Annotated in this window: 12 protein-coding genes; 5 read left to right on the top strand and 7 right to left on the bottom strand. The window is 74.4% G+C overall.

What is annotated here, in order from left to right; translation table 11 throughout:
- Positions 1–14: 14 nt before the first annotated feature.
- From Sru01_RS22420 to Sru01_RS22410, 3 genes are read right to left on the bottom strand one after another with little or no spacing between them, the layout of a single operon-like run.
- Complete coding sequence (locus Sru01_RS22420) at positions 15–1,115, bottom strand: lysylphosphatidylglycerol synthase domain-containing protein (protein WP_203989582.1); 1,101 nt, start codon at positions 1,113–1,115, stop codon at positions 15–17.
- A complete protein-coding gene (locus tag Sru01_RS22415; protein WP_203989581.1) occupies positions 1,112–2,197 on the bottom strand; it encodes a glycosyltransferase family 2 protein in 1,086 nt (361 codons plus the stop codon). Before Sru01_RS22415 ends, Sru01_RS22420 begins: the two co-directional genes overlap by 4 nt.
- A 45-nt stretch (positions 2,198–2,242) precedes the next feature.
- Entirely contained in the window at positions 2,243–3,442 is a 1,200-nt protein-coding gene (locus Sru01_RS22410) for an endonuclease/exonuclease/phosphatase family protein (protein WP_203989580.1), read from the bottom strand.
- Between the two features lie 305 nt (positions 3,443–3,747).
- On the opposite strand from Sru01_RS22410, the gene Sru01_RS22405 reads away from it, so the two are divergent.
- From Sru01_RS22405 to Sru01_RS22385, 5 genes are read left to right on the top strand one after another with little or no spacing between them, the layout of a single operon-like run.
- Positions 3,748–4,728: a glycosyltransferase family A protein gene (locus Sru01_RS22405; RefSeq protein ID WP_203989579.1), complete on the top strand. Its 981-nt coding sequence runs from the start codon at positions 3,748–3,750 to the stop codon at positions 4,726–4,728.
- 6 nt (positions 4,729–4,734) lie between these two features.
- The gene (locus tag Sru01_RS22400; RefSeq protein WP_203989578.1) at positions 4,735–5,472 is read left to right on the top strand and encodes a sulfotransferase family protein; all 738 of its coding nucleotides are present in this window, start codon (positions 4,735–4,737) and stop codon (positions 5,470–5,472) included.
- Positions 5,469–6,500 carry a glycosyltransferase family 2 protein gene (locus tag Sru01_RS22395; protein ID WP_203989576.1) on the top strand — a complete coding sequence of 344 codons (1,032 nt, stop codon included), beginning with the start codon at positions 5,469–5,471 and terminating at the stop codon, positions 6,498–6,500. Before Sru01_RS22400 ends, Sru01_RS22395 begins: the two co-directional genes overlap by 4 nt.
- Before the next feature lie 3 nt (positions 6,501–6,503).
- Positions 6,504–7,544, top strand: coding sequence for a glycosyltransferase family 2 protein (locus Sru01_RS22390; protein ID WP_203989574.1), 1,041 nt, complete (start codon positions 6,504–6,506; stop codon positions 7,542–7,544).
- Between the two features lie 13 nt (positions 7,545–7,557).
- Complete coding sequence (locus Sru01_RS22385; protein WP_203989572.1) at positions 7,558–8,730, top strand: endonuclease/exonuclease/phosphatase family protein; 1,173 nt, start codon at positions 7,558–7,560, stop codon at positions 8,728–8,730.
- Here Sru01_RS22385 and Sru01_RS22380 read toward each other — a convergent pair.
- The 4 genes from Sru01_RS22380 to Sru01_RS22365 form a co-directional block, all read right to left on the bottom strand.
- Positions 8,711–9,493: an AfsR/SARP family transcriptional regulator gene (locus Sru01_RS22380; protein ID WP_203989570.1), complete on the bottom strand. Its 783-nt coding sequence runs from the start codon at positions 9,491–9,493 to the stop codon at positions 8,711–8,713. The genes Sru01_RS22385 and Sru01_RS22380 overlap by 20 nt on opposite strands.
- Positions 9,494–9,632: 139 nt before the next feature.
- The gene (locus Sru01_RS22375) at positions 9,633–10,616 is read right to left on the bottom strand and encodes a UbiA prenyltransferase family protein (RefSeq protein WP_203989568.1); all 984 of its coding nucleotides are present in this window, start codon (positions 10,614–10,616) and stop codon (positions 9,633–9,635) included.
- 17 nt (positions 10,617–10,633) lie between these two features.
- A complete protein-coding gene (locus tag Sru01_RS22370) occupies positions 10,634–11,674 on the bottom strand; it encodes an NAD-dependent epimerase/dehydratase family protein (protein WP_203989566.1) in 1,041 nt (346 codons plus the stop codon).
- Complete coding sequence (locus Sru01_RS22365; protein ID WP_203989564.1) at positions 11,656–13,089, bottom strand: aspartate aminotransferase family protein; 1,434 nt, start codon at positions 13,087–13,089, stop codon at positions 11,656–11,658. Before Sru01_RS22365 ends, Sru01_RS22370 begins: the two co-directional genes overlap by 19 nt.
- Positions 13,090–13,315: the final 226 nt, after the last annotated feature.

The raw sequence follows: 13,315 nt of genomic DNA, 5'->3' as shown, positions 1-13,315 counted from the left end.
CCGGCGGGCCCGGGTCAGCGCCGGGGCGGCTCGCCCGCCTCGCTGAGCCGGTCGAGGCCGGTGGCGGGCCCGGCAATAGGCCCGGCAATAGGCCCGGCGGTGGGCCCGGTGGCGAGTGCGGCGGCGGGCCCGGCGGTCCGCGGCCGGCCCGCCCGGCCGCGGCGGATGAGGAACTCGGCGGTGCCCAGCGCGGCCGCGCCGAGCAGCACCTCGCCGATCGTGCAGACCAGCCGGCTGGCCAGCGCCACCACCGCGGCCGCCGGGGCGGGCAGCACCAGGCTGAGCGCGGCGGTCAGCACCGCCTCCCGGACGCCGATGCCGTCCGGGACGAACACGCTGGCGATGCCGGCCGAGGTGGCCAGGGTGAACGCGCCGACGCACAGCGCCAGCGAGCGGGACGGCGGCGCGCCGACCGCGACGGCCAGCGGCCACAGGTGCAGCCCGGTGACCACCCACGACAGGGTCTGCCAGCCGATCGCCAGCCGCACCCCGCGCACCGAGGCGGCCCGCTCCGCGGTGGGGCGGCGCAGCAGCCGCAGCAGCAGGGCCGAGCTGCGGTTGATCACCTGCGGGCGCACCAGGACCACCACGATCAGCACCGCGGCGCCGGCCAGCCACACCGACCGGGCGCCCAGCATCTGCACGCCCGCCAGCAGCCCGACGGTGAACCCGCTGAGCAGCACCAGGCTCATGACGAGCGCCGCCGTGCTCATCAGTCGGCCGAAGCCGACGCCGTTGGCCGCGGCGACCCGGGTGATGGCGATCATGCCGGGCACCCGCCCGGGGACGTACTTGGCCAGGAAGCCGACGAAGAAGATCCGCACCAGCCGCGGCTCGCTGACCGGCGGGCCGGTCTCCAGGAGCACCACCCGCCAGGACAGGAACCCGAACGACAGCCCCGCCATGCCGGCCAGCAGCGCGCCGCCCAGCAGCAGGGCCATCCGCCCGGGGTCGGACCGGGCGAACAGGACCGGCAGCACCGACCAGTCCAGCCGGGACAGCGTCAGCGCGATCGCCGCCACCACGGCCAGGGCGAACGCGGCGGCCAGCGCCCGCCGCACCGGCCGCGGCAGCCGGGGGAGCCGGACGGCCCGCAGCCGCCGGACGGCCCTCACTCGCCGGCCCGGCCGGCCGACGGCACCGGGGACATGCCGGTCCGCACCGGCTCGCCCCGCCCGCGGCCCAGCGTCCAGGCGGCCCGCACCAGCCCCACGCAGGCGCCGGTGAAGAAGGCGGTGTGGAAGCAGAGCTGCATCCAGGCGACCCATGACGCGAACCCGGCGCCCCGGTGCCGGCGGGCGAACCCCAGGAACCCGCGGTTCTTCCACAGGAACACCCCGAGCGTCGCCGCCGGCACGGCCGACAGCCAGGGGGAGGCGAGCACGAGCGGCAGGGTCAGGAAGGTGGCGGTCGCCGACGCCGAGGAGACCCGGGGCGGTTTGCGGCGCCGGTGCTGGCCGGTCCCGATCATGTGGAGCTGGAAGCCCACCTTCCCCTCCTCGCGGAGCCGGCGGGCCCGCACCATGATCACCGGAAGCGTGGTGGACCGGACGAACCGCTCGGCCAGGCACCCCCAGAACCGGTCCTCGTCGTCGGCCCTGGTGACGACCGCGGTGGACACCACCAGCCGGTAGCGGGCCGGGACGCGGGTGCCGAACTCGAAGTCCTCGCCGTCGCGCAGCCGCTCGTCCAGCCCGCCCGCCTCCTGGAAGACCCGCCGCGGGACCAGCGTGCAGGACAGGAACGTCGCGGTGGTCCGGCTGCGCTCGTAGTGCTCGCACAGCACCCGGTACCGCTCGACCGGGCCGTCGTCGTACAGCGGCTCGGCGGCGTAGATGCCCTGCACCATGCCGCAGTCCGGCGTCGCGCGGTACTCCCGGACCGCGTTGGCGATCGCGTCCGGCGCCAGCGCGGTGTCGGAGTCGACGAAGAACAGCAGCGGCGCCGAGCTGCGGGCCACGCCCAGGTTGCGGGCCCCGGCCGGGCCCTGGTTGCGCGGCGACTCGACGATCGTGCACGGGAACTCCCGCGCGATCTCCAGCGAGCCGTCGGTGCTGACGTCGTCCACCACGATGACCTCGGCCGGCCGGTAGGTCTGCGCGTACACCGACTCCAGGCAGGCCCGCAGCGTCTTCCTCTTGTTGTAGTTCGGCACGATGACCGCGACGTCAGGCTGCCAGGGCGACTCGTCAGGCATGTCCATTCCCTTCGTAGGTCAGGTCACCGGCGGGGCCCGCGCCGGTCAGGACAGCGACATGATCACACGCTGGGCCCGGTGGTCGGACAGTCCCGCGGGGTCGAGCAGCTCGTACCGGTGCACGGCCACCTCGCGGCTGGTGTAGACCCAGTCGATCCGCCAGAGCACGGTGCCGCCGGCCGGGTACGTCGCCGGGTACAGGGACGACAGCTCGGGCGTCCGGTCCACCAGCCGCTCGGGGAGCAGCCGGCGGATGCCCATCGCGGGGGAGGTGTTCAGGTCGCCGGCGAGCACCACGGGGTTGGGGTTGGCCGCGACGTCCGCGCCGATCGCCCGGAAGCTCGCCTCCCGCCGCAGCGTCCGGGCGCGGTCGATGTCGCGGGACTCGGCGCGGTCCAGCCGCCACTCCAGCGGCGGCTGGGCGACCTGCCCGTCGTAGAAGGAGACCACCCGGCCGTTCACCTCGATGTCGGTGCGCAGCGTCTCGACGGTGTAGCCCTCCGGCCAGCCGCGCAGCTCCCCGGGGATCTCCCGCTGGTCGGCCGGCAGCCAGGGGCGCAGGTCCAGGCCGCGGTGCCCGGCGATCGGGAACCGGGACAGCGTGATCTGCTCGCCGGACACCGCCACGTGGTAGCCGGGGAACGCGCGGCGCAGCTCGGCCAGCCGGTCGATGCGCATCGCCAGGCCGGCCGTCCAGCGCTGACGGCGCATGTCCCCGGCCCGGGTGTCCACGTACAGGTACTCCATCAGCAGGTAGACGTCGGCGCGCAGGCCGCGCAGGTGGTCGTAGAACTCCGGCGAGTACCGGTCGCCCTCGGCGGTGCGCCAGTCCTGGTCCCAGAACTCGGTGTTCCAGGCGACCACGGTGATGGCACCCGGGCGGACCGGTGGCGGGCTGTGCCACAGCGCGGCGTAGTTGACGCCGCTGCGCCCGGCGCCCAGCACCAGGGCGACCGCCAGCACGGTCATGATCCGCCAGCGGACCGGCCGGGCCAGCGGCGCCACCACCATCAGCAGCGCCGGCACCGCCAGGAACAGCACCGGCGGGATCAGGTCGAGCGGCGCCCACAGCGGCGTCCGCCCGCTCGCCAGCAGGTGGCAGAGCACGAAGGCCAGCCAGCCGGCCGAGGCCGCCACCACCAGCCTGGTGCCCAGGCACCAGCGGCGCCGGGGGCGACCCGCCGGCCCGGCGGGCGGCGGCACGGCGGCGGTCCGCGTGCCGGCCGGGGCGTCCCGATCGCTCATTGGTTCCGTCCTCGGTCAGTGGGCCGGCGCCGAACGTACCGAGCGGGCCTTGTCGGGTCCTTGTCGACCGGCCCACGCCGCGAGTACGGCCCGCCTTGCGAGTACCGCGCCGCGAGTACGGCCCGCCTTGCGAGTACGGCGCCGCGGGGCGGTCCGCGCCGGGGCCGCGGCCGGGCCGGCGGGCGCGACAAGAATGGGACAAGCCGTGGTGCCTAGCGTGAGCCGGACACGAGGTCCGACAGGGGTTCGAAAGCGACCTCCAGCCACTGGAGCACATCATGAGCCGGGAGCATCCGCCAGTCTCCGTGATCATCCCCAGCCACGACCGGTCCGACGTGCTGCGGCTGTGCCTCGCCGCGCTGCGCGAGCAGACCTACCCGCACCTCGAGATCATCGTGGTGGACGACCACAGCACCGAGGACGTGGCCCAGGTGGCCAGGTCCGCCGGGGCCAAGGTGGTGCGCACCGAGGTCAACGGCGGCCCGACCCCCGCCCGCAACCTCGGCGCCGAGCACGCCACCGGGGAGATCTTCTTCTTCCTCGACGCCGACATCGCCCTCGACCCGGACGCGGTGGAGAACGCGGTGCGGATCCTGCAGGACCATCCGGAGATCGGCGCGCTGGGCGGCGTGCTGCGGCCGGAGTCGCTGGTGTGCCAGAGCCTGGCCGCGCAGTACCGCGCCGTGCAGATGCACCGCTGGTGGATGCCCGCGCACCGGCCCACCCTGGAGCTGCACGCGGCGGTGCTCGCCGTCCCGGCCAAGATCTTCGCCGAGATCGGCCCGTTCGACCCGGCGCTGCGCGAGACCGTCTCCTCCGACTACCGCGTCCGGGTGACCCGGCACTACCGGGTGAAGCTGAGCGACGCGATCCGTGGCCGCAAGGACCACGACCCGACCGTGCGGACCATCCTGCGCAAGGTGTTCCGCCGCGCCCGCATCAGCGCGATGGACTGGCGGCGCGGCGAGACGCCCGGCGACTCGGTGCCCCGCGCGCTCGGCGGCGTCCTGCTGCTGGCCGCGGTGCCCGCGCTCGCGCTGCCCCTGGTGGCCGGCCGGACCGGCGCGCTGGTCCCGGCCGGGCTGGTCGCCGCCGCGATCGCGCTGGACGGCGGCACCCACCGCTTCGCCTACGCCCGGCGCGGCGTCCCGTTCGGCCTGTACTTCTCCGGCGTCCACCTGGCCGTCACCTTCACCGGCGCGCTCGGCGGCGCGCTCGGCGTCCTGCAGCGCCTGGCGGTCTCCCGCCTGGAGAAGCCCGCCCGCACGCTCGTGGCGCAGGACTGACCGGCGATGCGGATCATCGGCACCGGCTTCGGCCGGACGGGAACGCTGTCGCTGAAGACGGCGCTGGAGCGGCTCGGCTTCGGGCCGTGCCACCACATGGTGGACGTGTTCGCCGACCCCCGGCAGATCAGGGGATGGCTGGCCGCCGCCACGGCGCCCGAGGTGGACTGGGACCGGCTGCTGCTCGGCTACGAATCGTGCGTGGACGGCCCGACCTCCGTGCACTGGCGGCGACTCGCCGAGCACTACCCCAAGGCCAAGGTCATCCTCACCACCCGCGACCCGGACCGGTGGGTGGCCAGCATGCGGCGGACGCTGTTCGCCCAGCGGCGGCGCATCGAATCGGTGCCCGGCCGGGCCGCCGTGCTGCTGTCGTCGCTGCTCGGCACCGACCTGGCGGCCTTCGTCCGGATGGTCGACACCACCCTGGACGCGCGGACGTTCGCCACCGCGGCCGACCGGGAGCCCGAACGGGCCATCCGGCTGTTCCACGAGCACACCGCCCGGGTGGTCGCCGCCATCCCGGCCGGGCGGCTGCTCGTCTTCGACGTGGCCGACGGCTGGGGCCCGCTGTGCGAGTTCCTTGAGGTGCCGGTGCCGGCCGAGCCGTTCCCCCGGGTGAACGGCGCCTCCGACTTCACCCGCAGCGGCCTGGGCCGGCCGCTGCCGCTGCTGCTGCGCCGGACCAGGGACCGGGCCGGGCACCGGACGGCGGACCGCACGAGAGAAGGGAGCCGCCGATGACGCCGCAGCCACGACCGCTGGTGTCGGTCATCGTCCCCAACCACAACTACGCCCGCACGCTCGGCCTGTGCCTGGCCGCGCTGGCCCGGCAGACCTACCCGCGCATCGAGGTCATCGTGGTCGACGACCGCAGCACCGACGACTCGGTGGAGATCGCCCGCCGGCACGGGGCGCGGGTCGTGGAGACCGCGACCAACATCGGCGCCCCGGCGGCGCGCAACCTCGGCGTCGAGCACGCCCGCGGCGAGGTGCTGTTCTTCGTCGACTCCGATCTCGCCCTGGCCGAGGACGTGGTGGAGTACGCGGTGGACCTGCTCGCCGCCGACCCCACCCTGGGCGTGGTGTGCGGCACCTACGACCCGGAGCCGCTGATCCCCGACAGCCTGGTGGAGCGGTACCGCAGCCTGCAGCTGCACCACTGGATCTCCGGCGACGAGGGCGAGATCACCACCATCTACTCCGCGCTGTTCGCCATGCGGGCCGAGGTCTTCCGGGAGGTCGGCCCGCTCAACCCCGCGCTGCGGCACAGCGAGAACGCCGAGTACGGCCACCGGGTCACCCAGCGGTACCGCATCGTGCTGGACAACCGGATCCGCGGCCGGCACGACCACGACGACCGGCTCGGCGTGGTGCTGTCGAAGTTCTTCCACCGCGCCCGGCTGCACATCCCGCTGTACCTGCGCCGCCCGGACTTCAACGGCGGGCCCGCCGACAGCAGCCGCGGCTGGGGGTCGCTGGCCGCGCTGTTCGCGGTGCTCGCCGTACCCCTGCCGGTGCTGCTCGGGCCGGCCTGGCTGGCGGCGCCGGCCGCGCTGCTGGCCGCCTCCATCGCGGCGGACCTCGGGATGTACCGCTTCGTCCGGCGCTACGCCGGCATCCCGTTCACCCTCTACTTCACCGCGGTCCACTTCCTGGTGAACGTCACCGTCGCGGTGGCGGTGTTCGCCGGGGCGGCCCAGTGCCTGCTGTCCCGCCGGTTCCGCCACACCTACGACCTGCCCGCCCGGCCGGCGCCGGCGGAGGTGTGAGGGATGACCGGACAGCCGCCCCTGGTGTCGGTGATCGTGCCCAACTACAACTACGCCACCTCGCTGGAGCTGTGCCTGCGCGCGCTGCTCGCGCAGACCTACCGGCCGGCCGAGCTGATCGTCGTGGACGACGGCAGCACCGACGGCTCGGTCGAGGTCGCCCGGCGGCTCGGCGTGCGGGTCGTGCGCACCGGGCGCAACCTCGGCGTGGCCGGGGCGCGGAACCTCGGCGTCGAGCACGCCCGCGGTGAGATCCTGGTGTTCGTGGACTCCGACGTGGCGCCCTATCCCGACGCCGTCGAGGTGGCGGTCGGCATGCTCGCCGCCGACCCGGGCCTCGGCGCGGTGTGCAGCGTGCACGACCCCGAGCCGCTGATCCGCGACAGCCTGGTCGAGGAGTACCGCGCGCTGCAGTACCACCACTGGACGGCCGGCTCGGAGGGGCCGATCTCGTTCCTGTTCCCGGCGCTGATGGCGATGCCCCGCCGGGTCTTCGACGACGTCGGGCCGTTCAACACCCGGCTGCGCGAGACCGAGGAGGTCGACTACGGGCACCGCCTCACCCAGCGGTACGGGATGGTGCTCACCACCGCGGTGCGCTCGCGGCACGACCACGACCACCGGCTGGGCCGGCTGCTGCGCAAGCTGTACCGGCGCGGCCGCGACCGGGTGCCGCTGTACGCCCGGCGCCGGCGGTTCGCCCAGGGGTTCGAGACCGCCGGCCGGGCCGGCGGCAGCCTGGCCGCGCTGGCGGCGGTGGCCACGCTGCCGGCGGTGGTGCCGTTCGGCCCGGCCGGCGCCGCGTTGCCGCTGCTGGCGCTGGCCGTCTCGCTGCTGGCCGACCTCGGCATGTACCGCTTCGTGCTGCGCCGGCGCGGCCCGCTCTTCCTGCTCTACTTCGGCGCCGTGCACTTCCTGGTGAACGTGACCATCGCCGCCGGGGTGGCCGCCGGGGCGGTGCGGTGGCTGTGCTCGGCGCGGTTCCGCCGGCTGTACGACCATCACCTGCCGCTGCGCGCCGCGGCCACGGGGGAGCCCGCGTGACGGGGTGCGGCGGATGACCGGCGGCACCGGGACGGCGACCCGGCCCCGGGACGCCCGGCGCGCCGCCCGGGCGGGCCGGCGCGTCCCGGTGGTGCTGCCGGCGGCGGCCGGCTGGCTGGCGTTCGTCGCGCTGCACCGGGTGCTGTCCGGCCGGGTGTGGTGGTGGCAGGTCCCCGAGCTCGTCCCGCCGCTCGCGTTCGTGGCCGTCCCGGTGCTGCTGCTCGCGGCGGTCGCCGCCGCCCGCCGGGCCCGCCGGACGGCCGCCGTGACGGCCGCCGTGATGGGCCTGGCGTCGCTGGTGCTGGGCGGGGGCGCCGGCGGGCTCAACCTCGCCGCGCTGTGGCACCGGGCCGCCCCGGCCCCGCCGGGCGCGATCACCGTGTTCTCCTGGAACACCTGGTACTGGGACCAGCCGGCCGCGGGCGGCCGGTCGATGCCCCCGCCGGCCGGCACGCCGGCCCGGGACGCCGACGCCTTCTACCGCTACCTGCGGGACCAGCACGCCGACGTGCTGCTGTTGCAGGAGTACGTCTACTTCGGCCCCGACGCGCGGCCGATCCGGGTGGACGACCGGGACCGGCTGCGCCGGGAGTTCCCCGGGTACCAGATCGCCACGGCGAGCGAGCTGGTGACGCTGTCGCGGTTCCCCATCGTGCGGCAGCAGGGCATGGACCTGCGCCCCTGGGCGGCCGACCCTCGGGATACCCCGGTGCCGCCCGGCGCCGGCTGGCCGGAGTTCTACACGGTCAAGACGCTGCGCACCGACGTGCGGGCCGGCGGCCGGACCATCTCCTTCTACAACGCGCACATCAACTCGCCGGTCGACCCCTCCTCGCGCGGCCTGAGCCCCGGGCGGCTGGACCGGGTCCAGCACGAGGCGCGCCGGGCGAATCTGCGCGCGCTGGCGGCCGACATCCGGGCGAACCCGCTGCCGGCCGTGCTGGCCGGTGACTTCAACGCCTCGCCGGCGATGGGCATCATGCGCCTGGTGCCGGAGCGGATGGCCGACGCGGTGCCCGCGCTGCCGTCGCTGTACCCCGCCACCTGGGACGAGCGGTGGCCGTGGTGGCGGATCGACTGGGCGTTCACCAGCCCGGAGATCGCCGTGCACCGGTACCGGCTGGTCCGCTCGCTGGGCCGATCCGACCACAGCGGCCAGCACCTGGTCATCTCCCTGGCGCGCTGACCTCGGCGAGCACCCGCCGGCGCGCCGGGCGCGGCGGGGTCCCGGCGTCGCCGCGCAGGATCATCATGTGCAGCGCGCGCAGCCCCGGCCCCGGCTCGATGCCCAGCCGGTCGGCGAGGTACCCGCGCAGCCGGGCGTACAGGGCGACCGCCTCGGCGGCGCGCCCAAGCGCCCACAGGCCGCGCATCAGCATGTCCGCCAGCGGCTCGGCGAGCGGATGGTGCGGCACCAGCGCGGCCAGCTCGGCGACCACCAGGTCCGGGCGGCCCAAGCGCAGCTGCGCCTGCGACCAGGTGACGACGCCGTCGAGGAGCTGCTGCTCGATGCCGTACCGCATGCGGGCGGCCCAGTCTCCCGGGACGCCCGCGAGCGGTACGCCGCGCCACAGCTCCATCGCCTCGGCCAGCAGGGCGGCCCGCGCGGCGTCGTCGCCGGTGTCCCGGGCCCGCCCGGCCAGCCGGCGGAACCGGTGGGCGTCCACCCGTTCGGGGTCGACCTCCAGCGCGTAACCCCCGCCCCGGCGCCCGATGCCGGCCCCGGTCACCGCCAGCGCCCGCCGCAGCCGGGCGATGTGCGCGTACAGCGAGTCGGTCGCCCGGTCCGGCGGCTCGTCCCAGACCCGCTCGATCATCGTGTCCAGCGGCACCGGGCGACCGGCGTCGACCGCCAGGGCGGCCAGCACCGCCCGTCGCTGCGGGGGGCCGAGGGGGACGCGGCGACCGTCGCAGGTCACCTCGACCGGTCCCAGTAGTCGGACGTCCATCGCCTTCCTTCCGTGTCGCCGCGGGGGCACCGCGGGCACTGCGGTTGGTCACTGCGGGTGGTCACTGCGGTTGGTCACTGCCGGGGGCACCGCGAAGGGGCACCGCGGCGCCGTCGCGGGACGGCCGTGGACCGCGGGCTCACCGGGGGACGGCGGCCGCCAAGGCCGGGTGGTGGACGAGCACGAGCGTCACGCCCAGGGTGACGGCCCACAACGCCGAGTTCGCGACCATGACCCGGTCGCGCAGCAGGATGCGGACCGGGTCACCGTCGCCCTTGCCCACCGCCTGGATCTGCAGGTACCGGAACAGCGCGAACAGCGCGAACGGCGTGGACAGCATCATCGCCGTCTGGCCGTGCTGCGGGCCGAACGGCCCCTCGTCCCGCAGGTACATCAGGCCGGAGACCAGCGCGAGCACCGCGGCGATCTGCAGCAGCCAGTTGGTCAGCTCCATCGAGTAACCGCGCAGCGCGGGCCGGTGCACCGCGCCGATGTCCAGCAGCTCCTGCCGGCGCTTGCCGAGCAGCAGCAGCAGGGACATCGAGAACACGGTGATCAGCAGCCAGGCGGGCGCCCGGCCGCCGGTCACCGCGTACCCTTGCATGACGCGCAGCACGAAACCGGTCGCCACCGTGCCCACGTCGATCAGCGGGATGTGCTTGAGGGACCGGCTGTAGGCGACGTTGAGCACCAGGTACACCAGCAGCGGCCAGTACGACGCCGGCGACCGGGCGACGATGGCGGCCAGCAGCGCCAGCAGGCCGGCGCAGCAGGCGCCCGCCGTCACCACCCCCACCCGGCCGGCCGCGATGGGACGGTGGCGCTTCACCGGATGGTGGCGGTCGCGGTGCCGGTCGGCGATGTCGTTGGCGATGTAGACGGCGGCGGAGGCCACCACGAAGGCCACGGTGGCCGAGACGATGCCGAGCAGCTCGGCCGGGCGGTAGGCGGGGGCGCCGACCAGCGCCACCGGCACCAGCAGGACCGCCTTGACCGCGTGCGACGGGCGTACCAGGCCGGCCAGGTCCGCGAGCAGCCGGCTCGGCGGCTCCGCCGGCCGATCCGGCGCCGGCTCCGGGCGCTGCGGGCTGTCTGGTACGTCTGCCGATTCGACGACGTGCATGCTTGGGTCCCGTCAGCTCAGAAGAAGACTTTCGCCAGCGACAGCGCGCCCTGCCGCCAGGCGTCGCGGCTGGTCCGCCCGGCGCCGCGCGCCGCTCCGGCGGTGCGCCGTTCCCGCCACCAGGCGTAGGTGCGCAGGATCGCGTCCCGGTTGGACAGCCGCGGGCGGAAGCCGAGCCGGTCGCGGGCCTTGTCGATGCTGACGTAGGAGTCGGCGAGCAGCTTGTGCACCAGCCGCCCGTACACCGGGGACAGCCGGCCGCGTTCCAGCAGCCGCAGCCCGGCCAGCGCCGGGCCGGCCGGCACCGACCGGACGCGCCCGCCGTGCCCGGCCGCGTCCAGCACCGCCTGGAAGTCCTCGCGCAGCGTGCCGAACTCGGCGGCCGCCAGGTTGTAGGTGTCGTTGGCCACCTCGGCCGGCGCGTCCAGCACCCCGGCCAGCGCGTCCACCAGGTCCTCGACGGCGAGCATCTGGATGCGCTTGTCCCCGGCGCCGAGCACGGGAAAGTCGCGGCCCTCCTCGGCCCACTCGAAGAGCATGGCGAACAGGCCCATCCGGCCCGGGCCGAGGAAGGTCTTGGGCCGCAGGATGGGCACGCACATGCCGTCGGCCCGGCACTTCTCGGCCAGCTCCTCCGCCTCGGCCTTGGCCCGGGTGTAAGGGTCGACCGGCTCGCGCGGGTGGTCCTCCGGGGTCGGCACCAGCTTCGGCAGCCCGTACACGGCGGTGGAGGAGATGTGCACCACCCGCGGCACGCCGGCCAGCCGCCCGGCCGCCAGCACGGCGCGGGTGCCGCCGACGATCAGGTCGTGGATCTGCTCGGCCGGGTAGCTGGGCAGCGCGCCGGCGCAGTGCACCACCGCGTCCGCCCCGGCCATCACCTCCGCCATCAGCGACAGATCGCGCACGTCGCCCACCCGGTGCCGGCCGGCCGGCAGCGGGTCGGCCGGCGGGCGCACGTCCACCCCGAGCACGTCGTGCCCCTCGCGCAGCAGCCGGCGGGTGAGGTTGCCGCCGAGCATCCCGGCGCTGCCGGTGACTACGACCCGGAGGACCATCGCGATCCCACCTTCTCCCGGACGAAGCCGGCGAGCAGCCGGGGCAGGCCCTTGGCCAGCGTCTGGTCCAGGGCGTCCAGGAAGTACTCCAGGTCCGCGGGCTCGATGGCGAGGGTCGGCGCGACGACCAGCGGGTTGTCGGCGTTCGGGCTGTAGTAGGAGACGATCCCGTGCTCCCGGTACAGGTGGGCGATCACCGACAGGGTGATGAGCTTGGTGCGGAACCGCGGGTCGTGCGAGAAGCCGGGCGCCAGCCTGGCCGCCAGGTCGAGCACCTTGGGGCCGCCGTCCAGGAACACCCCCCACAGCGCGCCCACGCCGCTCACCCGGCCGACCACGTCGGGGTGGCGCTTGTGGACGTTCTCCAGGCCGGGCCGCAGGACGCGCTCGATCTGCCGTGCCCGGCCGGGATAGTCGTCCTCGACGGCGATGTTGACGGCCTCGATGGCGGTGACGGTCTCCTCGCCGAACCCGTAGTAGGTCGTGCTGTGCAGGATGACGTCCGACAGCCGGTCGTAGGCCTTGCGGAAGACCGGTTCGCGCGCGGTGTACCCGGAGATCGACGCCTTGCCGCCGCCCAGCGACTTGGAGTACACCAGGATGTCGGGCAGCAGGTCGGGATATCGCATGAAATAGAAGAGGCTGCCCGTCTTGCCCCATCCGGTGTAGACCTCGTCGAAGACGAGGATGATGTCGTTCGCGTCGCACAGCCGCCGCAGCTCGTACAGGTCGGGCTCCGACCAGCAGCGCATGCTGGACGCGCTGTACGGCTCGGCCATGATCGCGTAGATGTCGCACCCGCCGTCCGGGGTGCGGGCCGCCTCGACCGCGGCCCGGACCGCCGCGATGTCGCCGTAGGGGTACACGACGATGCCGGGCAGGCCGGGGAAGCGGAACGAGTTCTCCGCCGAACCGGTCAGGCTGCCCGCGCCGAGGGTCTTGCCGTGGAAGCTGATGTCGGAGCGCAGGATGGTGCCGCGCCGCCCCTCGTGGTACTTGTACGCCAGCTTGACGGCGCCCTCGTTGGCCTCCGCGCCGGAATTCGGGAAGTAGGAGATGTTCAGATCACCCGGCAGCAGCTCGGCGATGTTGTGGCTGAGCGCGGCCACGTAAGGCGAGAAGAACGCCTTGTGCACCTCCATCCGCCGCAGCTCGGCGAAGCGCTGCCGCGCCCGCAGGATGCGCGGGTGGTTGTGGCCGTGGTTGAGCACGCCCACCCCGCCGGTGACGTCCAGGATCCGGCGGCCGTCCCGCAGCCGTATCCAGGCGCCCTCCGCGCTTTCGACGAGTTCGCGGCCGAAGCCGAAGGAGGTCATCAGGTTGACCTGGCTACGGCTGACGTACTTTCGGTACAGGTCCTGGACCTGTTTCACGGTGAGGTTTTCGCACTCGTCGACGCCGATCAGCTCAGACACGTCCGCCCATCCCTTTAGGTGTTGGCGCGAATTTCGCCGGATGCCGGCCTTCTCCGCGGTGCGGAGAAGGGGTGACACCCGTCAATGGTGTTGAACGCGGCTACACCCCGTGCCATACAAATCCGTGTAGGTCCCGCACCGGGCGGCGGCGGTGAAGAAAGAAAGCGCACGACGGCGGCCCGCCGTGAATGAACCGGTGGATGCCGCGTTATTCGCGAAGGATTTC

The organism is Sphaerisporangium rufum (assembly GCF_016863395.1).
Classification (GTDB): domain Bacteria; phylum Actinomycetota; class Actinomycetes; order Streptosporangiales; family Streptosporangiaceae; genus Sphaerisporangium; species Sphaerisporangium rufum.
This window is presented reverse-complemented; position numbering and strand designations above follow the sequence as displayed.

Excerpts from the sequence above, each read along its gene's own strand:
- Sru01_RS22415 (WP_203989581.1), bottom strand. The coding sequence starts at position 2,197 with ATGCCTGACGAGTCGCCCTGGCAGCCTGACGTCGCGGTCATCGTGCCG.
- Sru01_RS22395 (WP_203989576.1), top strand. The coding sequence starts at position 5,469 with ATGACGCCGCAGCCACGACCGCTGGTGTCGGTCATCGTCCCCAACCAC.
- Sru01_RS22385 (WP_203989572.1), top strand. The coding sequence starts at position 7,558 with ATGACCGGCGGCACCGGGACGGCGACCCGGCCCCGGGACGCCCGGCGC.
- Sru01_RS22390 (WP_203989574.1), top strand. The coding sequence starts at position 6,504 with ATGACCGGACAGCCGCCCCTGGTGTCGGTGATCGTGCCCAACTACAAC.
- Sru01_RS22400 (WP_203989578.1), top strand. The coding sequence starts at position 4,735 with ATGCGGATCATCGGCACCGGCTTCGGCCGGACGGGAACGCTGTCGCTG.
- Sru01_RS22375 (WP_203989568.1), bottom strand. The coding sequence starts at position 10,616 with ATGCACGTCGTCGAATCGGCAGACGTACCAGACAGCCCGCAGCGCCCG.
- Sru01_RS22380 (WP_203989570.1), bottom strand. The coding sequence starts at position 9,493 with ATGGACGTCCGACTACTGGGACCGGTCGAGGTGACCTGCGACGGTCGC.
- Sru01_RS22370 (WP_203989566.1), bottom strand. The coding sequence starts at position 11,674 with ATGGTCCTCCGGGTCGTAGTCACCGGCAGCGCCGGGATGCTCGGCGGC.
- Sru01_RS22410 (WP_203989580.1), bottom strand. The coding sequence starts at position 3,442 with ATGAGCGATCGGGACGCCCCGGCCGGCACGCGGACCGCCGCCGTGCCG.